This is a genomic window from Bacteroidota bacterium (genome assembly GCA_016715945.1).
Lineage (GTDB): Bacteria > Bacteroidota > Bacteroidia > Bacteroidales > F082 > JALNZU01.
In genome coordinates this window covers 585,730-609,283 of sequence record JADJXJ010000003.1, presented here as the reverse complement: position 1 = coordinate 609,283, position 23,554 = coordinate 585,730, and the positions used below count along the sequence as shown (strand labels likewise).

Annotated in this window: 21 protein-coding genes; 20 read left to right on the top strand and 1 reads right to left on the bottom strand. The window is 43.5% G+C overall.

Annotated features, from left to right (window positions below; genetic code table 11):
• Positions 1-25: 25 nt before the first annotated feature.
• Positions 26-967, bottom strand: a complete 942-nt coding sequence (locus IPM52_12920) for a molybdenum cofactor synthesis protein (protein ID MBK9292508.1) — start codon at positions 965-967, stop codon at positions 26-28.
• A gap of 77 nt (positions 968-1,044) precedes the next feature.
• Here IPM52_12920 and IPM52_12915 point away from each other — a divergent pair, with 77 nt between their 5' ends.
• The 20 genes from IPM52_12915 (at position 1,045) to tnpB (ending at position 23,372) form a co-directional block, all read left to right on the top strand.
• Positions 1,045-1,431: a hypothetical protein gene (locus IPM52_12915; GenBank protein ID MBK9292507.1), complete on the top strand. Its 387-nt coding sequence runs from the start codon at positions 1,045-1,047 to the stop codon at positions 1,429-1,431.
• Between the two features lie 42 nt (positions 1,432-1,473).
• Positions 1,474-2,652: a molybdopterin molybdotransferase MoeA gene (locus IPM52_12910; GenBank protein MBK9292506.1), complete on the top strand. Its 1,179-nt coding sequence runs from the start codon at positions 1,474-1,476 to the stop codon at positions 2,650-2,652.
• A complete protein-coding gene (locus IPM52_12905; GenBank protein ID MBK9292505.1) occupies positions 2,636-3,436 on the top strand; it encodes a GTP 3',8-cyclase MoaA in 801 nt (266 codons plus the stop codon). Before IPM52_12910 ends, IPM52_12905 begins: the two co-directional genes overlap by 17 nt.
• Positions 3,437-4,201: 765 nt before the next feature.
• Positions 4,202-4,654, top strand: coding sequence for a cyclic pyranopterin monophosphate synthase MoaC (gene moaC / locus IPM52_12900; GenBank protein ID MBK9292504.1), 453 nt, complete (start codon positions 4,202-4,204; stop codon positions 4,652-4,654).
• Between the two features lie 5 nt (positions 4,655-4,659).
• The gene (locus tag IPM52_12895) at positions 4,660-6,600 is read left to right on the top strand and encodes a tetratricopeptide repeat protein (GenBank protein ID MBK9292503.1); all 1,941 of its coding nucleotides are present in this window, start codon (positions 4,660-4,662) and stop codon (positions 6,598-6,600) included.
• A gap of 451 nt (positions 6,601-7,051) precedes the next feature.
• On the top strand, positions 7,052-7,300 hold the full coding sequence (locus tag IPM52_12890) for a tyrosine-type recombinase/integrase (protein MBK9292502.1): 249 nt from the start codon (positions 7,052-7,054) through the stop codon (positions 7,298-7,300).
• Positions 7,301-7,407: 107 nt separating this feature from the next.
• Positions 7,408-7,743, top strand: a complete 336-nt coding sequence (locus tag IPM52_12885; GenBank protein MBK9292501.1) for a phage integrase N-terminal SAM-like domain-containing protein — start codon at positions 7,408-7,410, stop codon at positions 7,741-7,743.
• The gene (locus IPM52_12880) at positions 7,722-8,030 is read left to right on the top strand and encodes a tyrosine-type recombinase/integrase (GenBank protein MBK9292500.1); all 309 of its coding nucleotides are present in this window, start codon (positions 7,722-7,724) and stop codon (positions 8,028-8,030) included. Before IPM52_12885 ends, IPM52_12880 begins: the two co-directional genes overlap by 22 nt.
• Positions 7,973-8,134: a tyrosine-type recombinase/integrase gene (locus tag IPM52_12875; GenBank protein MBK9292499.1), complete on the top strand. Its 162-nt coding sequence runs from the start codon at positions 7,973-7,975 to the stop codon at positions 8,132-8,134. The genes IPM52_12880 and IPM52_12875 overlap by 58 nt, the downstream gene beginning before the upstream one ends.
• A gap of 134 nt (positions 8,135-8,268) precedes the next feature.
• On the top strand, positions 8,269-8,604 hold the full coding sequence (locus IPM52_12870) for a transposase zinc-binding domain-containing protein (GenBank protein MBK9292498.1): 336 nt from the start codon (positions 8,269-8,271) through the stop codon (positions 8,602-8,604).
• Positions 8,580-9,428, top strand: a complete 849-nt coding sequence (locus IPM52_12865) for a transposase (GenBank protein MBK9292497.1) — start codon at positions 8,580-8,582, stop codon at positions 9,426-9,428. The genes IPM52_12870 and IPM52_12865 overlap by 25 nt, the downstream gene beginning before the upstream one ends.
• Positions 9,429-10,069: 641 nt before the next feature.
• A complete protein-coding gene (locus IPM52_12860) occupies positions 10,070-10,630 on the top strand; it encodes a helix-turn-helix transcriptional regulator (protein MBK9292496.1) in 561 nt (186 codons plus the stop codon).
• A gap of 83 nt (positions 10,631-10,713) precedes the next feature.
• A complete protein-coding gene (locus IPM52_12855; protein ID MBK9292495.1) occupies positions 10,714-13,125 on the top strand; it encodes a copper-translocating P-type ATPase in 2,412 nt (803 codons plus the stop codon).
• A gap of 102 nt (positions 13,126-13,227) precedes the next feature.
• Complete coding sequence (locus tag IPM52_12850; GenBank protein ID MBK9292494.1) at positions 13,228-13,458, top strand: heavy-metal-associated domain-containing protein; 231 nt, start codon at positions 13,228-13,230, stop codon at positions 13,456-13,458.
• Position 13,459: 1 nt separating this feature from the next.
• Complete coding sequence (locus tag IPM52_12845; GenBank protein ID MBK9292493.1) at positions 13,460-13,699, top strand: hypothetical protein; 240 nt, start codon at positions 13,460-13,462, stop codon at positions 13,697-13,699.
• A gap of 3 nt (positions 13,700-13,702) precedes the next feature.
• Positions 13,703-17,500, top strand: a complete 3,798-nt coding sequence (locus IPM52_12840) for an efflux RND transporter permease subunit (GenBank protein MBK9292492.1) — start codon at positions 13,703-13,705, stop codon at positions 17,498-17,500.
• 20 nt (positions 17,501-17,520) lie between these two features.
• A complete protein-coding gene (locus tag IPM52_12835; GenBank protein MBK9292491.1) occupies positions 17,521-18,903 on the top strand; it encodes a TolC family protein in 1,383 nt (460 codons plus the stop codon).
• Positions 18,904-18,920: 17 nt separating this feature from the next.
• Complete coding sequence (locus IPM52_12830; protein MBK9292490.1) at positions 18,921-20,678, top strand: efflux RND transporter periplasmic adaptor subunit; 1,758 nt, start codon at positions 18,921-18,923, stop codon at positions 20,676-20,678.
• Between the two features lie 394 nt (positions 20,679-21,072).
• Entirely contained in the window at positions 21,073-22,350 is a 1,278-nt protein-coding gene (locus tag IPM52_12825) for an HlyC/CorC family transporter (protein MBK9292489.1), read from the top strand.
• A gap of 656 nt (positions 22,351-23,006) precedes the next feature.
• Entirely contained in the window at positions 23,007-23,372 is a 366-nt protein-coding gene (gene tnpB, locus IPM52_12820; protein ID MBK9292488.1) for an IS66 family insertion sequence element accessory protein TnpB, read from the top strand.
• Positions 23,373-23,554 lie beyond the last annotated feature (182 nt).

Below are 23,554 nucleotides of genomic sequence, written 5' to 3'. Positions count from 1 at the left end.
AACAAAATTATTCCACAGGCTCCTGTTAATGAATATCAATACCTTTCAACATGAATATCAGATGTTTGAGCGACCTGAGAATTTCGCCCATATACTCCTTGACTGCCCTGACACTTCCTGGCAACACAAACACAAGGGTCTGATCCATGGTGCCGCATATGCTCCGGCTCGACAATGCCTGCGGTTTTTCCTGCCCGTATTTCCAGCGGATATGTTCCATGATGCCGGGAATTTCCTTGTCGATGAATTTGCGGGCTACATCAGGACTGATGTCCCGCGGGCCGATGCCAGTGCCGCCGGTGGTAAACACGAGATCAATATGCTGATTTTTAGCTTCATCCAGCAGCTGTGCAAGCCGGTCAGCATCGTCGGGTATGACCTCCCTGCAAATGTCGGATTTCCAGCCAGCGCTTGTCAGAAAACCAGACAGCAGCTCCACAATCTCCTTTCCGCTCAGGTCGTCGTACTCACCGCGGCTGGCCCTGTCGGATAAGGTGATGACCATTGCCCTGAATACTTTGGGCGCGTAACGAAAGCTTTCGCCGGGCCGCACCAGCCCTTCCCTGATGACACGCGCAAAAATGCCTTCTTTGGGCATGACGCAGTTGCCCACCTCGTTGAAAATGGCACAACCCTTGCCGTGACACTTCTTACCGATCTGGGTGACCTCAAGCTCGGCTTCATCAAAAATCAGGCGGTCGAGCGGCGCCATCTGGTAAAGCAGCAAGCCGCCGGTGGTGATGTTCTCGGCAAAGTCGCCAAAACTGAAACTGCGGCCGGCCTCAGCACTAAACTTCTCATAGCTCTCCACCCCCAGCAGGCTGACCATCCTGTGCCAGCTTCCGGCATGTGCGTCGCCTTCCACACCCCTGGCATTCAGCCGGATGAGATCCACAGGCCGTTTTACCGTACCCTTGGCCTCCGAAATGTTCACCGAAACAACAAGACCAGCATTTTTATTTTCCATAAGCGCCTTTCTCTCCTGCGAAATTACCTAATTTGGTTCGAGTGAATGAACTAACCGGCAACAATCAACTTAACAACATGGAAAACAATAATTTAACTGAACAAAACCTCGTAAGGGAAATCAGTTTCAGCCTGTCGCGCAATGCTGGCTGGATAAAATTTCTGGGCATCGTGTTGATGGCCTATGGTGTATTTTTGGCATTATCCCTGGTGGGACTGCTCATTGCATGGCTGCCTTTCTGGATGGGTTACCTTCTGAACAGGGCTGCCAGCAAGGCAAAATCTGCCACAGCTTATGGCGACCGATATGCCTTGCAGGAATCCCTGATGAACATCGGCAACTATTTCATCATCAACGGAATAGTGGTCATATTCTCGATGCTGGCTGTCCTGGTCATGCTCATTATTCTGGCAATTTTGGGCTTCAGCCTCGATCCCGAAACCTTCGAAAGCATCCTGAGCTAAGGCCATTTGGTCGGCAACAGCTAAATTTGCGAAAAAAAAAATATGCTGTCGCTCGATCAGGCCCTTGCTTTGCTCAAATCGCTTCCTTACAATCCGGAAAAAGAAGAAATCGCACTAAACCAGGCGCTCGGACGGGTGCTTGCCGAAGATGTGCGCAGCGATATGGACATGCCGCCCTTCGATAAAGCCTCGGTGGATGGCTATGCCTGCCGCAAAGCGGATTTGCAGCTTCCGCTGGAGCTGATAGAAGTTGTGGCAGCAGGGCAAGTGCCCGTCAAAACGGTTGGAGAAGGACAGTGCACCAAAATTATGACCGGGGCGGCAGTGCCCGATGGGGCCGATTGCGTGGTGATGGTTGAAGACACCTCGACGGACAATAATGGCCGGGTGGTGGTGCATTCCATGCCCAAAAAAAGCAACATTGCCCGCAAAGCCGAAGACATCAGCCGGGGCCAAGTGGTGCTGAAAAAAGGCACCTTAATGAAACCGGCGCATCTGGCTGTGGCGGCAGGCGCTGGTGCCACCAAACTCAGTGTAGCAAAACGCCCGCTGGTATGCGTATTTTCCACAGGCGACGAGCTGGTAAGTCCGGACAAATTTCCAGCAAAAGGTCAGATACGCGATGCCAATAGCAGCCAGCTGCTTGCACTTCTTCGTCAGATGCATCTCGAACCAATTTTTGGGGGCATCATCCCCGACCGTGAAGAGGAAACCTGGCACATGATGGCAGACGCATTGCAACAGGCCGACGTCCTGCTGCTCAGCGGCGGCATCTCGATGGGCGATTACGACTATGTGCCCAAAGTACTGCACCGGATGGGTTTTCGGATTAGTTTCAAATCACTGGCCGTGCAGCCGGGAAGGCCCACCGTCTTTGCCTCGTCGGACAAAAACCAGTTCATCCTGGCTTTGCCGGGCAATCCGGTATCGTCGCACAACATCTTTCGCTTGCTGGGGGTGCCATTCCTTTATCACCTCATGGGGCACGATTACGCGCTTCCGGTTGTAAGACTAAAACTTTCGGTTGATTTTTTCAGGAAGAACAGCGAACGCCAGCTGTTTGTGCCGGTGAAGCTGAATGCGTTGGGCGAGGTGGTGCCGCTGGAGTACCATGGCTCTGCACACATCAACGCCATGACCGATGCCGACGGCCTGATGAGCATCCCGGCTGGTGTCAAAGAAATTAAAGCTGGAGAACCCACTGATGTTCGACTCTTTTAACCGGAAAATCACCTATCTGCGGGTCTCGGTCACCGACCGATGCAACCTCCGGTGCACCTACTGCATGCCGGCTTGTGGCATCGACCCTTTGCCGCACAGTGCCGTCCTGACCTTTGAGGAAATTGAAGCCGTGGTGCGTCATGCCGCAGCCCATGGCGTGAACAAAATCCGCATCACAGGAGGTGAACCCCTGGTGCGGAAAAACATCGTGCAGCTTGTGGCCATGCTTGCCGGCGTGCCAGGCATCAGCGAGCTGACCATGACCACCAATGGGGTGTTGCTCGGGCGTTTTGCAGCCGAACTAAAAGCCGCGGGACTACAGCGTGTAAACATCAGCCTCGACAGCGTGGACCCGCAAAGGTTTCGCGAAATTACACGTGTTGGAGACGTGGAAGATGTGTTTCGGGGAATCCGGGCCGCAAGGCAGGCCGGCCTCGAACCTATCAAAATTAATTGTGTGATCAAAAAAAGTCCGGACGAACCCGATGCAGCCGGCGTGAGGGAGTTTTGCAGGCAGGAAGGCCTGCAGCTTCGCTACATCAAAGAGATGAACCTCGAAACAGGTCAGTTTTCGCAGGTGATAGGTGGCGATGGCGGCCATTGTGCCAGCTGCAACCGCATGCGCCTCACTGCCAATGGCGACCTCAAACCCTGCCTGTTCAGCGACCTTGCCTACAACGTCCGTACCCTGGGCATCGAACAGGCCTGGCTGGCAGCCATAACCAACAAACCGGCCTGCGGCTCGGCAAACCACAAAAACCAGTTCAGCAACATCGGCGGATAAAACATCAGTTGCTAACCCTTTCATCCCAATAATTTAACTACATTGCACACAACAAACCATCCAGTCAATAGCCCCAGCGGGGCGACACGCCAATAGCCCCAGCGGGGCGACACGTCAATAGCCCCGTAGGGGCGACACGTCAATAGCCCCGTTAGGGGCGACACGTCAATAGCCCCGTAGGGGCGACACGTCAATAGCCCCGTTAGGGGCGACACGTCAATAGCCCCGTTAGGGGCGACACGTCAATAGCCCCGTTAGGGGCGACACGTCAATAGCCCCGTTAGGGGCGACACGCCAATAGCCCCGTTTGGGGCGACACGTCAATAGCCCCAGCGGGGCGGCACGTCAATAGCCCCAGCGGGGCGACACGTCAATAGCCCCGTAGGGGCGACACGTCAATAGCCCCGTTTGGGGCGACACGTCAATAGCCCCGTTAGGGGCGACACGTCAATAGCCCCGTTTGGGGCGGCACGTCAATAGCCCCAGCGGGGCGGCACGTCAATAGCCCCAGCGGGGCGACACGCCAATAGCCCCGTAGGGGCGACACGTTAATATAACCGCAGGTGCGAAACATCGCCCAACCACCAGGCAGAATAAAAAAATGTTGAAAGCCGATAACCGGAATCTTCCTCCGGTGACAGATGCAATTTTACCAGATCGCTCTTCCATGTTGAAAAACCCCCAACCTGAATGAAAAACTTCATCTAATATTGTTCAGCAATAAATTTTCATTTGTTGCTTTATATACCAAAGGAATTTTACCAAATGGCTAAACTGACACATACCGACGAAAAAGGCAAGGCCAGCATGGTGGATGTGAGCGCCAAGCCTGCGGTGGAGCGTGCGGCATCGGCCGAAGGGTTTATCAGCCTGAGCCCGCAAACCCTCGAACTGATCAGCCAGAACCAGATGAAAAAAGGCGACGTGCTCACCGTGGCCGAGATAGCTGGCATTCAGGCAGCAAAACTCACCTGGCAGCTCATCCCGCTTTGCCATCCGCTTCAGCTGAGCCATATCTCAGTGAAAACCGAGACAACCAGCCAGGGCGTGAAGGTGACCTCCGAAGCCCGCTGCACCGGGCCAACAGGCGTCGAAATGGAAGCACTCACCGCGGTGAATGTGGCCCTGCTGACCATCTACGACATGTGCAAGGCAGTGGATAAACACATGGAGATGAGCAACATACGCCTGGTTTACAAAACCAAATCCAGGGCTTAAGCCGGATGCGCGCTACATTTGTAATGGTGATCCTGATGCTGATTCCCGTGCTCATGCCGGCTCAGGTGAACCATCGTGCTTTTATTCAGCAGGCCCGTTTCGAACTCAGCGAAGAGCGTTATGTGGACGCATTGCGCAGCCTCAATACCGCCATTGGTGTTCGTCCCGACCGCTTTGAACCCTGGTTTTTGCGCGGCGTGGCAAAATACAGCCTGGGCGACTTTGCCGGCGCCGAAAGCGATTTTGGTCAGGCCCTGCAGCTTCACCCCTTGCACATCAGGTCGTACCACTATCGCGGTCTTACCCGCATCCGGCTGGCCAACTACTTCGACGCCATGCAGGACTTCGGCAAGGCCCTGGAGCTCGATCCTTACGATGCCGGACTTCGCATAGCCCTGGGTGATGCCTTGTTGCACCTCAACCGCGCACAGGAAGCCCTGGCCGAATACAGCATGGCCCTCACCATCCAGCCACGCAATGCAGAAGCCTGGACAAAAAAAGGTATGGCCAACCAGGCCATGGGAAAATCCGACGAAGCCCTTGCCGACCTCGAACAGGCCGTGCATTACAACACTTTTTCGCTCGATGCCCGGCTCAGGCTTGCCTTGCTCAAAGCCGAGACCGGACGAAAGGCAGAAGCCCTCGACGAATTTGCCACACTGGCCCGAATTCATCCCGATGAACCCATAGTTTTCTTTCAGCAGGCACTTGTGCAGCTCGAAATCGGCGACACCACAGCCGCTCTGATCTCGCTGGAGAAAGTGAATACGCTCGAACCAGCCAACAACCTTGCCACCTACAACAGGGCACTCATCTACAGTCAGTTAAAAGATTACAAGCGTGCCATCGAACTTTTCGAAGAAGTCTTAAACCGGCAGCCAGCCCACATCCTCAGTTGGTTCAACAAAGGTGTGGCACACATGAAAATCAACGCTTTTCGCGAAGCAGAAGACGACTTCAGCCGTGCCATCATCCTGTTTCCGGGTTTTGTGGCTGCCTGGCTCAACCGTGCTGATGCCCGAAAAACGCTTGGAAACCAGAAAGGTGCATCGGACGACAGGGAAACGGCGGCTCGCCTGCTCGACGAACAGAGCTTGCCTGATCTTCCGGACAGCCCGTTCCGAAACGACTCGCTCTGGTTCAACAAAATCATGCGGCTACAATCGGAGTTTGCCGGCCCGGGCCTGGCCGGCAGGCCACAGTTTGCACCACCGGATGTGGCGCCCTTCGGGCTTTTTATCGTATCGGCCAGGCCACGCGGACAGGAGACCAGGCTCCTGCGCGACGAATTCAGCGCAGCAATTGACCTGAGTTTTGATCAGCAACTGGTTTTCGGATTTGTGCCCAGTAATGAAGCTGATGCGGCCACTGCAATGGCTGATCCATTGCCTCTTGCAGGCAACGAAGCCGACCTTTATGCTTTCATACAAGCATCGCACGAACTGCAGAAAGGAAATTACCACCATGCCATCAACGGCTTTTCTTCCATCGGACACGAGTCGGTGTTGTACCGCGCTGCCCGGATCAACCTCTCAGCAGCCATGTGCTTAAGCGAACTGATAAAAGCCGATGCCCCGCATACTTACGAACTCACCATCGCAAGCGCAGGCGCTGCGCCGAGTCCTCGTCCCGCTGCTCCAAAGCCCAACCTCGACCTGGCCATCGCCACCCTCAGCACACTCACCACAGCATCCGGAAGCCCGGCAGCCGCACACCACAACCTGGGTTATATGCTCCTGCTCGACAAGCAATATCACCCTTCCATCGATGCCTTCAGCAATGCACTGGCCGTGCAACCCGGGCTGGGGGAAAGCTGGTTCAACCGCGCACTGGTGCTGCTCTACCTGTCGGAAACCCGACTGGCTTGCCACGACCTTTCGAAAGCCGGAGAACAAGGCATAGTGCAGGCCTACCCCCTGATCAGACGTTACTGTGCGAAGCCCTGACCAACCCTTGTCGGCACACATTTTTCCGTAAACTGGCGGCGAAGCGTACCTTTAAGTGAGAAATGTAATCCGTGAATTTTAGCTGATCTGCCCACAAGTTGATTACCATCTCAGCCCAACCGACCAATTAACTTACAAGTTACCTCTGGAAATAACACGGCAGGAGTATCAACATGCTAAAGGCCAATGACTTATACTACTATCATTATTTTTTCGTAAACACTTGACAATGAAAAGATTTTTTGTAGGTTTGAAACTTGCCGGCCAATCAGTTAGCGGCACGAAACCGAAGCGAATCTGTGGGGCAGCAAACAGGTAGCACCGGCACGGCAAAAGCCAGACCAGAAAATGCGAAAATACGCATCAACAGGAAGGTTGAGCCAATGCACCACCAAAACCATATGCCATGGCAGTAACAAATGTAGCAATCAACCATACCAGAAAGGTAGTTATGAAACGTGGTTTGAACCGGTTGATGCCATCGGATGGTTCTGATTTGCCGGAAGGGGGAACTGACCTCAGGTATATCCAGGAATTGCTTGGGCATAAAAGCAGCAAAACAACGGAAATTTACACCCACGTTACCGAAAAATGTTTAACTAAAATCAAGTCACCCTTTGATGAATTATTAAAACAACGACCAAGAATGAATGAAATAAAACCTGACATTTGTCAGACCTATACACCCATTTTGCAGTGAATAAGGATGATTTTGGCAGACCTATAAACGAGTTGAACTAAACCGCCCCCTTTCGGAGGCGGTAAAATTCTGGTAATTTTAGGGTGCAAACTTTAAAACTTACCAAAATGAAAAAGAATCATTCTCAACTTGTTGAGCGGCTTCTCCGTGAGATGCAACTCAGAAATTACAGCCCAAGAACCATACATACTTATGGCGAGCTGATGTCAAAGGTAGAAAACTTCTTTCATCTGCCTATTGACAAAATTACAACAAATCAATTCAAAGATTATCTTCACCGGCGTATCACGCAGGAAGGTATTTCCACATCCTGCGTTAACCAGTACATCAGCGCTTTTAAGATCTTGCAAACCGATGTACTTAAACACAACTGGGAGGACATAAAAATAAAACGCCCACGGCGCACCAAAAGCTTCCGGTTGTGTTATCGCTTGCCGAAATAGAAAAACTGATCGCTGTTACACAAAACATTAAACACCGTGCCATTTTGATGCTGGCATACTCTTCCGGCCTCAGGCGTGAGGAAGTACAATTGATAAAGCCTTCAGCCATTGATTCGGCACGTATGCAGGTGCATGTGGTTCAGGGCAAAGGAAAGAAAGACCGCTACACAATCCTGGCAACAAAAACCCTCGAGATCTTAAGGCATTATTATAAGTGCGAAAGGCCTTCATGCTATCTTTTGAAGTCCGCGGAAAAAAAGGAAAGCCCCTGGCAGATCAGACCCTGAACACTATTGTTAAGAAATCGGCCCTGAAAGCTGGCATTAAGAAACAAATCTCCTTTCACACCCTCAGGCACTGCTTTGCTACCCATTTGCTCGAAAAGGCGTAAACCTCCGGCTGATCCAGCAATTTCTCGGGCACACTTCACTGAAAACCACTGCAGGGTATCTTCACCTGGTAACCATCAACCCCGCCAGCGTTGTTTCTCCATTGGATTCCATGAATGTGTAAGGTTTGAATCCGATGCAAAATACTCGCCAGCGCATTGAGCTTGCAGATATTTTCAGCAGCCATGCCAAATCATTCCTGCAACATCACCAGCTTTGCCCCCAACAGCAAAAAGCTTTCGATGCCATCATCCGCTGCCGCACCGCTGCACTTGGCGGACACATTGACCGCTGCGATAGTTGTGGCTACCAGCGTCCATCATACAACTCTTGCCGTAACCGCAATTGCCCCAAGTGCCAGTTTGTTAAGAAAGTGCAATGGGTTGATAAACTGGCAGCCAACCTGCCGCCGGTAAAACATTTTCATGTGGTTTTTACGATCCCACGTTGTTTGCACCAGCTCTTTTCCTGAATCAGAAAAGTGCATACGCTTTACTTTTCAAGGCTGCCGGACAAGCCCTGTTGCAGTGTGCCCTGAACCCCGCGTTTCTGGGTGCACAAGCCGGGGCGGTAGCCATCTTGCATACCTGGGGACAAACACTGGTGTACCATCCGCACATACACATGATTGTCCCGGCAGGAGGGCTTTCAGAGGATCAAATGGAATGGAAAGCATCGGGTAAAAAGTTCTTCCTCCCGGTAAAAGCCCTTAGCCAGGTATTCCGTGGCATACTTTGCAGGCTCATTGAACATGGCATTGCTAACAGCCAGATTCGTTTACCGGATACAACTGAGGATTTTAAATCATTGAAAACCCAATGCTACAGCAAAAACTGGGTGGTGTACTGCGAAAAACCCTTTTCAGGCCCACACAGCCTGATTCAATACCTGGGCAATTACACCCATAGGGTTGCTATCTCAAATCAAAGACTGATACAGTGTGAAAATGAAAAAGTCAGTTTCTCTTACAAAGATTATAAGGCAGCAAGTATGAGAAAAATAATCTCGCTTGATGTAAATGAGTTCATCCGCCGCTTTATGCAACATGTGTTGCCAGAGGGATTCTATAAAATCAGGTATTTCGGATTTATGGCCATGTGCAACATGAAAGAAAAGCTTGCCAGGTGTATTGAGCTTATTGATAAAGCTACTTTCCTGCCGGCGCTTGTGGGATTAACGGCTTTGGAAGTATGGCGCAACATCACAGGTAATGACACCTTGCTCTGCCCAAAATGTAAAACCGGAATCATGAAACCTGTACCTGCTGAGGTTGCCGGTATGTTGAAACCCGGATAGATAAGCATTTACCCATTTCGTTCATTGACAAATTTCCATCATCTCAATGGCTCATCAGCCATCATGGGATTGCTATGCCCTGACTACAAAAAAAATCCAAGATTATCAATCCTTTACATCTATGAAAAAGAAAAAAGTCAAATTAAAGTAACCCCGAAACAGCCAGGCCGAAAAAAGCATTCATAGAAAACCCATAGCCAGGCGGCTTAGTCCAACTTCATTTTATTCATCATTTCCCACGTTTTTCTGTTTAACCCACAGCAAGTACTTGACTTCTCTCCCCTTTGGATTATATTTGCAGGGAAACGATGAATAAAATGCTTATCGTTGGGTGCAAGTGTAAAAGACAACGACCCTGACAGAAACAACGGACTAAAAACAAGAAAAAATGTAAACCATTTTGGCAGGTGAACATAGACATAGAAACTATATAAAAATCGGACAACGAGTAAGCCGATCCCGAAAGCTATCGGGACCGACCCTTCTGTATTTTTTATTTTCCCCACCGCACATTTTTTTCAATTCAATTTTATGCCAACCCGCAAACGGCACATTGGCTTTTGCCCCAACCGCAAATGCCAACCCTTCAGGCAAAAGCCAAAGAGCCGTTTTTTACCAACACACTAAAGACAGATAATCCTATGAAAATCTATATCAAAAATATGGTTTGTAATCGCTGCATATTGGTAGTAAAAAACGAATTGGAACGAATTGGCTTCAAACCAACCCACTTGACTTTAGGTGAAGTTGAACTGGGCAGAGAAATTAATGATGCTGAAAAAGAAACTATCAATAATCACTTACAGACATTCGGCTTTGAGTTGATTGACGACAAGAAAAGCAGACTTATTGGACAAATAAAATCATTAATTATTGAATTGGTGCATCACCAAAACAGCGAATTAAAGGCGAATTTATCAGACTTATTAAGTGGCAAATTGCATCACGATTATACCTATTTATCAAATCTGTTCTCTGAAGTTGAAGGCACAACCATTGAGAAGTATTTCATTGCACAAAAAATTGAAAAAGTAAAAGAGTTGTTGGTTTATGATGAGTTATCACTGAGTGAGATTGCTTTTCAACTTAACTACTCAAGCGTAGCACATTTGAGCAATCAGTTTAAAAAAGTAACAGGGCTTACTCCAAGCCATTTTAAGAATATCAAAATTGACAAACGCAAACCATTAGACGAAGTGTAAATGATGTAACTCTTTTCAAAAATCGTGTAACACGAGTCGCCAAAAGCGTTGCGACCTTTGCAGAGTAAATAATATCAAAAGGTATGGCAACAAATAATAATGAAATACTGATACCACTTGAAGGAGTTGAAAGCGAACATTGTGCCTTAATAGTGGACAAAGGGATTGCCCAAATTAAGGGAGTTTCATCTCATCGGGTCGAACTCAACAACAAAAGGGCTGTTATTCAAACTACCAATCAAGAAACAGTTTCAGAAGCCGTTAAAACCATTCGTGATTTGGGTTATGATGTAACTACGGTTAAGAAATCATTTCCTGTATTGCAAATGACCTGTGCATCCTGTGCTGTAAGTGTTGAAAGTATGTTGAAAGCCCAACAAGGTGTAATTGATGCAAGTGTGAATTATGCCAATGCTAAGGTTTCCATTGAATTTATCCCCGGAATTGTTCAAACCGAAAGTTTACGCAGTGCAGTACAAAGTATTGGCTATGATTTATTGATTGATGAATCTGCTTCAAATGATGAAACCGTAGAAAATATTCAGAAAGAAAAATTCATCAAACTCAAAAAGAAGACTTACTGGGCTTTGGCGCTTTCAACGCCAGTTGTCATCATTGGTATGTTCTTTATGAATATACCTTATGCCAACGAAATAATGTGGGTTTTCAGCACACCTGTTATTTTATGGTTGGGCAGAGATTTTTACATCAATGCGTGGAAACAAGCCAAACATCGTTCTGCTAATATGGACACCTTGGTAGCATTAAGCACCGGAGTTGCCTATGTTTTCAGCGTATTCAACACATTGTTTCCCCATTTTTGGCACGAAAGGGGCTTACACGCACACGTGTATTTTGAAGCGGCTGCGGTTATTATCGCTTTTATTTTATTGGGTAAACTTTTAGAAGAAAAAGCCAAAGGCAACACTTCATCAGCCATTAAAAAACTGATGGGCTTACAGCCTAAGACTGTTACTATTGTTCACGATGGCGGGCATCAAATGCAAATCCCTATTGAGCAAGTTGCTATTGGAAACACGCTTTTGGTAAAGCCCGGAGAAAAAATTGCCGTGGACGGAACAGTGGTAAATGGAAATTCATACGTGGACGAAAGTATGTTGAGCGGTGAGCCTGTTCCTGTTTTAAAGAATGAAGATGACAAAGTCTTTGCCGGAACAATTAACCAAAAAGGCAGTTTCCATTTCAGAGCAGATAAAGTAGGTAGCGAAACAATGCTTGCTCAAATCATCAAAATGGTGCAAGATGCTCAGGGCAGCAAAGCTCCAGTTCAGAAGTTAGTTGACAAGATTGCCGGAATATTTGTGCCAATAGTGATTCTGATTGCCATTGCTGCATTTATTGTTTGGAATGTATTTGGCGGAGACAATGCTTTTACACAAGGTTTATTGGCATTGATAACAGTATTGGTCATTGCTTGTCCCTGTGCCTTAGGTTTAGCAACTCCAACTGCAATAATGGTAGGAGTAGGCAAAGGAGCGGAAAAAGGAATACTCATTAAAGATGCCGAAAGTTTGGAATTGGCTAAAAAAGTAAATGCAGTAATACTCGATAAAACAGGAACTATTACAGTAGGGAGACCAATCGTAACGAATGATTTTTGGGCAGACGAAAACGCTGAACTGAAACAAATTCTTTACAGCATTGAGAAACAATCTGAACACCCGTTGGCAGAAGCTGTGGTTACTCATCTAAATCAACAGAGTTTGTTCACAATTTCAGGTTTTGAAAGCATAACAGGTAAAGGGGCAAAAGCTCAAGCCAATGGTGAAACCTATTTTATTGGAAACAGAAGACTCGTTGAAGAAAATAAAATCTCTATTGATAAGCCAATTTCAGAAAAAGCCCATCAGTGGGGCAAAGAAGCCAAAACAGTGATTTGGTTTGCCAATTCACAAGAAGTAGTAGCAGTATTAGCCATTGCCGACCAAGTGAAAGCTACTTCGCAAAAAGCCATTCAGGAACTGCAACAATCAGGTATTGAAGTGTATATGCTTACCGGAGACAATCAAACCACCGCCAAAGCAGTTTCTGAAAAAGTTGGAATTAAACATTTCAAAGCCGAAGTGTTACCCGAACAAAAAGCCGACTATGTAAAAGAATTGCAAGCCAAAGGTAAAGTAGTGGCAATGGTTGGCGATGGTATCAACGACAGCACTGCCTTAGCACAAGCTGATGTAAGTATTGCAATGGGTAAAGGCAGCGATATTGCAATGGATGTAGCAAAAATGACCATCATATCGTCTGACCTTGCAAAAATACCTGAAGCAATTCGCTTATCTAAATCCACAGTGAGCACCATCAAACAAAACTTGTTCTGGGCGTTTATTTACAATTTGATAGGTATTCCGATTGCGGCAGGTATTTTATACCCGATTAACGGCTTTTTACTCAACCCAATGTTGGCAGGTGCAGCTATGGCTCTGAGTAGCGTAAGTGTAGTTAGTAATAGTTTGAGATTGAAATATAAAAAGTAGAGACAGTAAATCTTACAAAACAATTCAAAAAAGAAGTAATAATGAAAGTAGATGGTATTAAGATATTTGCATCAATAATGTTTAACTTTGAAAAATTTAACAATGAATACAAACAATAAAACACTCAAATTCAAAACCAATATCAACTGCGGTGGATGTGTGGCTAAGGTTACACCATTTCTCAACGATGCAGATGGTATTTGCCATTGGGAAGTGGATACAACCAATAGAGACAAAATTCTTTCTGTGCATTCAGAAGGTATTACCGAAGAAGAAGTGATACAGAAGGTGCAGGATGCGGGGTTTAAAATTGAAACATTAAAATCAGAATAATATGAAAACAGTAATCACAACAACCATTCTTTTTACCAGTATTCTTTTCGCTTCCTGCGGAAACAGTAGTAATGAGCAAACAAATGAAGATTCAACCGAACAAGTTGAAACAGCAGTGTACCAATGTCCGATGAAATGCGAAGGGGATAAAATGTATAAAGAAGAAGGCACTTGCCCTATTTGTAAAATGGACTTAGAACTTGTTACTGAAGAAGAAGATCATAAACACCATAATCATTAGTAAATGAAACTCAATGCCCTCATAAAATTTTTCCTTGAAAACAAATTAGTAACAGCACTATTGCTGGTGCTTTTTGTGGGTTGGGGCATTGTAACTGCTCCGTTTAACTGGAATGTGGATTTTCTACCGAGAGATCCTGTTCCGGTGGATGCCATTCCCGACATTGGCGAAAATCAACAGATTGTTTTTACTGAATGGATGGGCAGAAGTCCGCAGGATGTAGAAGACCAAATTACCTATCCGCTTACTACGGCACTGTTAGGTTTACCGGGAGTAACTTCTGTGCGAAGCACTTCAATGTTCGGTTTATCTTTCATTGCCATTATTTTTAATGAAGATGTAGAATATTACTGGAGCAGAACACGGGTATTAGAAAAACTCAATTCGCTTTCTTCCAATATGCTACCCGAAGGGGTTTCTCCTACTTTAGGTCCTGATGCCACTGCACTGGGACAGGTATATTGGTATACTTTAGAAGGTAGAGACGAAAACGGCAAACCAGCGGGTGGATGGGATGCCCACGAATTGAGAAGCATTCAGGATTATTATGTAAAACTCGGGTTAATGTCTTCCGATGGTGTTTCGGAGGTAGCATCTATTGGTGGTTTTGTAAAGGAATACCAAGTTGACCTTGACCCTGTAGCAATGAAAGCCCACGATGTGAGTATGATGATGGTAATGGAAGCCATTAGAAATAGTAATCTTGACATTGGTGCAAATACCGTTGAAATGAACTTGGTGGAATACTATGTTCGTGGCTTGGGATATGTCAAAAACCTGAATGAGATTGAACAAGCGGTTGTAAAAGTAACCAATAATATTCCTATTCGAATTAAAGATATTGCCAAAGTAAACATCGGTCCTGCTCCTCGCGGACATAGTGGTTTTTTGGATAAAGGCGGTGTAGAAGCCGTGGGTGGTGTGGTGATTGCCCGTTATGGCGACAATCCTTTGAAAACTATTCAGAACGTCAAAGACAAAATCAGTGAAATAAGTCCGGGATTACCTTCTAAAACTCTGGAAGATGGCACGGTTTCAAAAGTTACCATTGTGCCGTTTTACGACCGAACCGAATTGATTTACGAAACGCTCGGAACGCTCAATGAAGCTATCAGTTTACAAATCCTGATTACCATCATTGTAATCATCATTATGGTGTTTCACTTACGGGCATCTTTAATGATTTCGGCACTTTTACCGCTTGCTGTTTTGATGTGTTTCATAATGATGAAGTATTTCAATGTGGATGCCAATATTGTAGCACTTTCAGGAATTGCTATTGCCATTGGAACAATGGTCGATTTAGGAATAATTCTTAGTGAGAATATTTTACGACACAAAGATGAAGCACCTCCTGAACAGCCTTTATTGACAACCGTTTACAACGCATCAACAGAAGTTTCTTCTGCAATTCTCACAGCCGTTTCCACTACCATTGTGAGTTTCCTTCCTGTATTTACTTTGCAAGCTGCCGAAGGTAAACTATTTGGCCCATTGGCTTATACCAAAACCTTTGCATTGGTAGCGGCTTTAATTATTACTCTGTTTATGATGCCGGCTTTTGCCCATTGGTTGTTTTCACTCAAAACATCACGAAAGTTGTATCGATTAGCATTGAACTTACTTCTTATTGTGTTTGGTATTTTCGTTTTATGGTGGTCTGTTTGGGCAGGAACAGTGATGTTACTTTTAGGAGTAAATAATCTACTGGCAAATTTGGGAGAACAACAGAAACTACCTTCTCCAAATCTCAACAATCTATTTACAAAGCATCACAATTCGTTTACAATTGCTATTGTAGCCATCGCTGTTTCTTGGCTATTAGCAACGGAATGGATGCCTTTGGGGGTGTCAAATAGTTTACTGCTGAATTTCATTTTTATTGCTTTAATACTTGGATTGGTTTTAGGTGGTTTTCAATTGTTTATCAAATATTATCCAGTCATATTAAACTGGTGCTTGGACAATAAAAAGAAATTTTTGCTTCTACCTGTCCTCATCATTCTGCTAGGCGTAAATATTTGGTTGGGCTTTGATAAAGTTTTTGGTTTCATTCCTAAAATGACCGAAAAGGCAGGATGGAACATTCGCGCCACTTCGGTTTGGAGTTCCTTATCACACACCTTTCCGGGATTGGAAAAAGAATTTATGCCTGCATTGGATGAAGGCTCTTTTTTGTTGATGCCTACATCAATGCCACATTCGGGCGTAGAAGCCAATATCAAAAATGTTCAGCAGTTGGATATGCGAGTTCAATCAATACCCGAAGTAGAAATGGTTGTAGGAAAAGCGGGGCGTGTAGAAAGCGCTTTAGACCCAGCTCCTGTTTCAATGTTTGAAAATATCATTCTTTATAAAACCGAATACATCAACGATGAAAATGGCTATCCGATAAGGTTTAAAGTGGATAAAGACGGTCAATTTGTAAAAGATGAAAAAGGCGAATTAATAAAAGACAAAAACGGTCAATATTTCCGACAATGGCGTGACCATATTAAAACCCCTGATGATATTTGGAATGAAATTGTCAATGCTACAAATGATATTCCCGGAGTAACATCGGCCCCAAAGCTACAACCCATTGAAACCCGTTTGGTAATGCTTCAAACCGGAATGAGAGCACCAATGGGAATAAAGGTTTTTGGTCCTGATTTAAAGAGTATCGAAGACTTTAGTTTAGAGATTGAACAATTGCTGAAGCAAGTCCCATCGGTTAAACCCGAAGCCGTTTATGCAGACCGAAGCTTGGGAAAACCCTATTTAGAAATTGATATTGACCGCAAAGCAATTGCCCGTTATGGCTTGAATATAGCTGATGTTCAAATGTATTTAGAAGTGGCTTTGGGCGGAATGCCGTTAACAACGACCGTTGAAGGAAGAGAGCGTTATAACATCCGTGCAAGATATGCAAGAGAATGGCGGGACAATCCCGAAGTGATGAAAAAGGTTTTAATCCCAACACCCACAGGACAACAAATTCCACTTGGCGAATTGGCTGTAATTGAATATCGTCCCGGTCCTATGATGATTCGGGGTGAAAACACTTTTTTGGTTGGATATGTTCTTTTGGATAAAAAAGATGGTTTTTCAGAAGTAACAGTAGTGGAAGATGCCGACAATTTCCTGAAAGACAAAATTGCCTCGGGTGAATTGAGAGTGCCATCGGGTGTGAGTTATCAGTTTTCGGGAAGCTATGAAAATCAAGTAAGAGCAGAAAAGCGATTAGCTATAGTAGTGCCTTTGGTTTTGGCTGTGATTTTCCTGATTCTCTATTTTCAATTCCGTTCTGCAACAACTTCGTTTATGATTTTTTCGGCAATTGCTCTGTCATTTGCAGGTGGTTTTGTGATGCTTTGGTTATATGGCATTGATTCATTTATGGACTTTTCACTTTTCGGAACCAATTTGCGAGAATTGTTTCAAATGAAAACATACAATTTAAGTGTTGCGGTTTGGGTCGGTTTTATTGCATTGTTCGGAATAGCAACTGATGACGGTGTAGTAATTTCAACTTATCTGATGCAAAGTTTCAAAAAACATAAACCTGAAAACATATCCGAAATAAGAAAAGCTGTTTTAGATGCTGGATTAAAACGAGTAAGACCGTGTTTAATGACTACAGCCACTACCCTTTTGGCGTTGTTACCTATTCTTACGTCTTCCGGTCGTGGTGCTGATATTATGATACCAATGGCAATACCCGCCTTTGGCGGAATGGCAGTGGCTTTAATTACACTATTTGTTGTGCCTGTTTTGTATGCTGCACGAGAAGAATATAAAATAAAAAGAGCTACAAAATGAAATGTCGAATAATATACATATTGCTAATCATTGTTTATTCAAGTAATGCCTTTGGACAAACATTGAATGACTATTTATTGATTGCTGCTGAAAACAACCCGAATTTGAAATCAAAATATTTTCAATATCAGGCAGCCTTGGAGCGGGTACCTCAAGTTGGCTCGCTTCCTGACCCGCAATTGGGTTTTAGTTTCTTCATTATGCCAATGGAAAGGTATATGGGGAACCAAATAGGCTCAATTTCCCTGATGCAAATGTTTCCTTGGTTTGGAACATTAGGAGCAGCCAAAAATGAAATGACATTTATGGCAAAGGCAAAATTTGAAGAATTCAATGAAGCTAAATCAATGCTTTTTTATGAAGTTCGGGCGAATTGGTATGCATTGCAATTATTGGAAAAAGAAATTGCCATTACTAAAGAAAATATTGAATTGCTAAAAACAATGGAGCAAATCGCTCTTACCCGATTCAAGAGCGGTGGACAAAGCAGCAACAATTCCGGAGGTTCAGGAAATATGAGAAGTTCTAACAATGCAAACAACAATAATTCGAACAGCGGAATGGGTGGAATGAATATGCAAGGACAATCATCATCACCAAATTCTCCTACCCGAAATATGCCCCCAATGAATGAAATGGGAAATATGAGTAGTAGCGGTAGTATGATAGATGTATTGCGTGTTCAAATGGAAATCAACGAACTACAAAATAATCTTGCTTTGTTGCAAGATAGTAAAATTCCACTTTTAGCACGTTTCAATCAGTTGCTAAATCGAGAAAGGAATGAACTCGTTATATTTTCTGATTCAATTATGGCAGCAACTATTCCGGTTGCACTCAATGAAATCCCCGACAGCATTAAAAACAATAATCCAATGCTAAAAATGTTGGAGCAAGATGAACAAGCATTCATTGCCCAAGGTAAAATGAATCAAAAAATGGGCTTGCCAATGATTGGTGTTGGATTGCAATACGAAATATTTCAGCCGAGAGTCAATAGCGAAAGTATGATGAACGGACGAAATATGTTGATGCCAATGGCAACTGTAACTATCCCATTATGGCGAAAGAAATATACTGCCTCCGTTCGTGAGTCTGACTTTATGCGTCAAGCTATTGTTGAACAAAAACAGGACGTAAGCAATCAATTGATGGTGAATTATGAAGATGCCTTGAAAGATTTTAAAGATGCTAACCGCAGGGTAAAACTGTATCAAGAACAGACCTCAATAGCAAATCAAGCATTAAATATTTTGATTGTGCAATATTCAACCGAAGGCAGTAATTTTGAAGAAGTGCTGAGAATGCAACAGCAACTTTTGGATTACCGATTAAAATACTTGGACGCACTTATTGATGGAAACATTGCCGTTGCAATGATGGAAAGATTGATGGGGCGTTAAAACAAAAATTAAATAAGATGAAACAAATACTAAATAATAGAATATTGCAACTCAGTCTGGTGCTGATTATCGGATTATTTTTAGGGTGGTTAATTTTTAAATCGGATAACAGTACTGAATCGAATCATAGTCACGAACATAGTGAAGAAACAACTTTCACTTGTTCTATGCACCCACAAATCAGGCAGAATGAGCCGGGGAAATGTCCGCTTTGCGGAATGGATTTAATCCCCGTTACTCAAAATTCAGGCAATAGTGAAAGCAACCCATTTGTGTTTACAATGAGTGCCGAAGCAATCGCTTTGGCAAATGTGCAAACCCAAAAAGTAAAAACAGTTTCAGCAGAACACGAAGTTTACTTAACTGGTAAAATCGCCATTAATGAACAAAAAATAGCTGTAATCACGGCTAATTATTCCGGCAGAATTGAAAAATTATTTATAGACTTTACAGGGCAAGCGGTAAACAAAGGACAAAAACTGGCGACCATCTATTCACCTGAACTTGTTACGGCACAAAAAGAGTTAATCGAAGCTGCAAAGTTCAAAGAAGTTAATACCGCACTTTACAACGCATCAAAAGAAAAACTCCGTTTATGGAAAATTACTGAATCACAAATAAATCAAATAGAAAGCAGTGGCATAGTGCAAACAGAATTTGATGTGTATGCCGACCAATCAGGAATAGTAGTCAGAAGAGATATTTCAAAAGGCGACTTTGTAAATAAAGGAAGTGTTTTATTTGAAATCGCTGATTTGAGCAATGTATGGATTTTATTGGATGCGTATGAAAGTGATTTGGCATTTATAAAAGTTGGTCAGAAAATCACATTGACAGTTGCATCGCTTCCCGGAAAAGAATTTATGACAAACATATCTTTTATAGACCCATTAATCAATCCACAATCAAGAACCGCAGCAGTCAGAGCGGAATTAAACAACCCTCAACAACTTCTAAAACCTGAAATGTTTGTAAAGGGAAAAATCAAAGCAAACCTATCTCTTTCTGAAAAATCATTGGTAATCCCAAAAACAGCTTTACTATGGACAGGTAAACGCTCTATTGTCTATATAAAAGTTCCAAATTCGGAATTTCCATCATTTGAAATGAGAGAAATAACAATCGGATCATCTTTGGGTGATTATTACATTGTTGAAAATGGATTGACTGAAGGCGAAGAAATCGTTACCAATGGAGTATTTGCTATTGACGGAGCAGCCCAACTCAATGGCAATTACAGTATGATGAATCGGGCGGTAGATAATACTATTGCCGTTCCTGACAAGTTTACCGAACAACTAACAGATTTTGTTTACCAATATTTAGAACTCAATAAGAGTTTAGTTCGTAGTGACTTTAAACTGACACAATCTAACGCCAAAAAGTTGGAAACCAGTTTGAATAAAATTGATATGAAGTTGCTTGATGAAGAAGCACACAATGCTTGGATGGAGCAGTTTTCAAATCTAAAAAAACACATAGGACTTTTGCAAATCGCTAAAGACATAGAAAAACAAAGAGAAATATTCTCTGACCTTTCAAACCAAATGATTGAAATCGCAGAAACATTCGGGCTGAAAATTGAGACTGTCTATGTAGCATATTGCCCTATGGCATTAGACGACAAAGGTGCATTTTGGTTAAGTGAAAAAGAAGAAATCAATAATCCATACTTTGGTGATAAAATGCTAAGATGTGGAGAAGTGAAAAAGAAAATAAGAACACAAAGTAAGCAAGGAACTAAAACAAATCAGCCACAAGGACATCAACACTAAGCCTGCCTATTTGCAAGCACATTGCCAAAGCCGCACAAGCCCAAGCGCAGACCAAAGCTTTGTCAAAGAGCTTGCAAATCCACCGCAAGAAAAATTAAATTAAAAAAAACACCTCCCTTCTGAAAATAAAAAATACGCAAACGCTCATACCACCACAGCAAAAAAAAAGACAGTAAAACTCAATAGGGCCAATGGTTTACAGACACGGAAGACAAGAACACCAGCACCCAACAGGCGTTTGGCGCAATGGCGGGTGACGTGGTTAATTGAACATTCTACCTCGCATCAACTTTTGTGGTGTATTGACAGTTTAGTGCTCCGAAATCCGCCACTGCGCCAAGCGCCAAAACGTTGGTTGCCATTTTAAAAAACGACACAGATTAAGCAGGAATATATGGAAATTGTAGTTTTAGTAATTTTAATTTTAGTAAATGGATTTTTTGCACTATCTGAGATTGCTTTAGTTTCAAGCAAAAGGGCTAGATTAGAACAAAGAAGAATAGAAGGGAGCAAAGGGGCAAAAATAGCATTAAAATTACTTGACAATTCTGAGAATTTTTTATCAGCAATTCAAGTAGGGATAACTTTAGTTGGGATAGTAACAGGGGTTTATGGAGGCATGAATATTGCGGATGATGTTACTCCGTTTTTTCAAAATTTTGAAATTACTCAAAACTATGCAAATCAAATAGCATTAACATTAACTGTTGTAATAATAACTTATTTTTCTATTGTAATAGGAGAATTAGTTCCCAAAACGATAGCATTAAATAACCCTGACAAGATTGCAATTCGAGTTGCTCCAATGATTTATTATTTTAGCAGTACTTTTTATCCATTTGTAAGGCTTTTATCAATTTCAACAAATTTTGTGAATAAAATAATCGGGATTAAAAAACAAACCGAACAATTGACAGAAGCAGAATTACGTCACATGTTAAAAGTTGCATCATCTGAAGGTGTTATTGAGAAAGAACAAAACATCATTCATGAAAAAGTATTTTATTTTGCAGACAAGAAAGCAAAACACATAATGACTCACAGAACCGATGTAGAGTGGATTGATACAGACGACAGTTTTGATGATATTAAACTCAAATTGTATAACGCCAAACATAGTAAATTAGTTTGTTGCAGTGGCGGCTTAGACAATTTTACAGGTATAATTTATTTAAGAGATTTTTACAAATCGATTTCACAGTTAAAGATTTTTGATATCAAAACTATTATAGTTGAACCATTAATTGTACCCGACAATATGGATGCCCAAAAAGTTTTAGAATTATTTAGGCAGAAGAAAGTTCACCTTTGTTGTGTTGTGAATGAGTACGGTGGTTTTGAAGGATTAATAACACTACATGATATTGTTGAAAATATTGTTGGACGAATACCTGAAGAAGGAGAATTATATGAACCAGATGTATTTATAAGAGATGATAATTCTATATTAGTAAGTGGTGATGCACCTATTGAAACACTTAACGAGATAATTATAGATTTTACAGTTGATTTTGAAAAAATTGACTATTCTACTGTAGCAGGTTTTGTTTATAATCAAATTGGTAAAATCCCTCAAGTAGGCGATAAAGTTGATTATATGGATTATAAGATTGAAATAGTTGATGTTGATGGGCATAAAATTGATAAAATATTGATAACAAAGAAAAAATAAAAAACGGCAACCAACAGCACCTATACCAAATGCGGGTTTCAGAGGTTTTGAAAGTTAAGTTCCCGCGTGCATTTTTGGTGCGTGTGATACGGACTTAATTACGCAATCCCGCACTTGGCATAGCTGCGGACGTTGGCTGCAAGTGTAAAAGACTGCGACACGGCAAACAAATGAGTGACAGAAACAGAAAAAGTAAACCATTTTGACAGGTGAACACAGACATAGAAACGATACAACAAACGGGCAAGGGGTAAGCTGATCCCGAAAGCATTCGGGACCGACCCTTCTGTATTTTTGTAACCCTTCGGCCACGAGCATATTTTAGGATGGGGTTGGGTTGCAGATATTTGCGCTTAAAATTTTTGGGATATGATTCGTAAAGAGCGCAAAGACAAAATGTTTTTTTTGGTTGAGCAGTGAGGGACAAAGTGGTCAAAGTCAAAGGTCGTTTGCAATGGCAAATGGGATGAAGCTTTACACATTTCGTTACTGGGTAAATAAGTATCGTTCAAAGGAGCAGGCAACTGGAGGCTTTGTGCAGTTGAATGGGCCATGTAGCACAAACCTGTTGATTCGTTATCCCAATGGCATTGAGCTTCATGTGCCGTTGTCTACCCCTGTATCGCTGCTCAAATGTTTAATCCGGATGTGATGATATGTTTTCCATTACTTCGGCAAGGTATTTTCTCTACCTTGAGCCAACAGACATGCGTAAAAGTTTCGACGGCTTATGCGGGCTGGTCACAAGCAAGCTTGGCCAAAACCCCATGAGCGGAGATTTGTACATTTTCATTAACAAGCCACGCAACTGCATCAAAATGCTTCGGTGGGAACCCGGAGGGTTCGTACTGTTTTACAAGCGACTCGAGCAAGGCAGGCTGCAACTGCCCAAACAAAGTATGGATGGGGTGAAAAACCAGATGCTCGACTATAGCCAGCTGGTGATGATAATCAATGGTATTTCAATGGAAAATGCAAGAAAAAACAAGCGATTTTATCGACATGATTTTGTTGGAAACTAAGGTTTAAGGCGGTCATTTCCAGCAGGTTGATTCTGTAATTTTGCCCTATGGCAAGCACAGAAACAATCACTATTTCCAAAGCAGCACATCAAGCCTTACTGGCCGAGCTCAATATGCTTCGTCAAGAGCTTGCACGGCATAAGGACATGGTATCGGAATATGATGCGATGGTGGTCGAGCTC

What these genes read in the sequence shown, in the direction of transcription:
- IPM52_12920 (MBK9292508.1), bottom strand. Translation starts at nt 967, where the DNA reads ATGGAAAATAAAAATGCTGGTCTTGTTGTTTCGGTGAACATTTCGGAG.
- IPM52_12915 (MBK9292507.1), top strand. Translation starts at nt 1,045, where the DNA reads ATGGAAAACAATAATTTAACTGAACAAAACCTCGTAAGGGAAATCAGT.
- IPM52_12910 (MBK9292506.1), top strand. Translation starts at nt 1,474, where the DNA reads ATGCTGTCGCTCGATCAGGCCCTTGCTTTGCTCAAATCGCTTCCTTAC.
- IPM52_12905 (MBK9292505.1), top strand. Translation starts at nt 2,636, where the DNA reads ATGTTCGACTCTTTTAACCGGAAAATCACCTATCTGCGGGTCTCGGTC.
- moaC (MBK9292504.1), top strand. Translation starts at nt 4,202, where the DNA reads ATGGCTAAACTGACACATACCGACGAAAAAGGCAAGGCCAGCATGGTG.
- IPM52_12895 (MBK9292503.1), top strand. Translation starts at nt 4,660, where the DNA reads ATGCGCGCTACATTTGTAATGGTGATCCTGATGCTGATTCCCGTGCTC.
- IPM52_12890 (MBK9292502.1), top strand. Translation starts at nt 7,052, where the DNA reads ATGAAACGTGGTTTGAACCGGTTGATGCCATCGGATGGTTCTGATTTG.
- IPM52_12885 (MBK9292501.1), top strand. Translation starts at nt 7,408, where the DNA reads ATGAAAAAGAATCATTCTCAACTTGTTGAGCGGCTTCTCCGTGAGATG.
- IPM52_12875 (MBK9292499.1), top strand. Translation starts at nt 7,973, where the DNA reads ATGCTATCTTTTGAAGTCCGCGGAAAAAAAGGAAAGCCCCTGGCAGAT.
- IPM52_12870 (MBK9292498.1), top strand. Translation starts at nt 8,269, where the DNA reads ATGCAAAATACTCGCCAGCGCATTGAGCTTGCAGATATTTTCAGCAGC.
- IPM52_12860 (MBK9292496.1), top strand. Translation starts at nt 10,070, where the DNA reads ATGAAAATCTATATCAAAAATATGGTTTGTAATCGCTGCATATTGGTA.
- IPM52_12855 (MBK9292495.1), top strand. Translation starts at nt 10,714, where the DNA reads ATGGCAACAAATAATAATGAAATACTGATACCACTTGAAGGAGTTGAA.
- IPM52_12850 (MBK9292494.1), top strand. Translation starts at nt 13,228, where the DNA reads ATGAATACAAACAATAAAACACTCAAATTCAAAACCAATATCAACTGC.
- IPM52_12845 (MBK9292493.1), top strand. Translation starts at nt 13,460, where the DNA reads ATGAAAACAGTAATCACAACAACCATTCTTTTTACCAGTATTCTTTTC.
- IPM52_12840 (MBK9292492.1), top strand. Translation starts at nt 13,703, where the DNA reads ATGAAACTCAATGCCCTCATAAAATTTTTCCTTGAAAACAAATTAGTA.
- IPM52_12830 (MBK9292490.1), top strand. Translation starts at nt 18,921, where the DNA reads ATGAAACAAATACTAAATAATAGAATATTGCAACTCAGTCTGGTGCTG.
- IPM52_12825 (MBK9292489.1), top strand. Translation starts at nt 21,073, where the DNA reads ATGGAAATTGTAGTTTTAGTAATTTTAATTTTAGTAAATGGATTTTTT.
- tnpB (MBK9292488.1), top strand. Translation starts at nt 23,007, where the DNA reads ATGTTTTCCATTACTTCGGCAAGGTATTTTCTCTACCTTGAGCCAACA.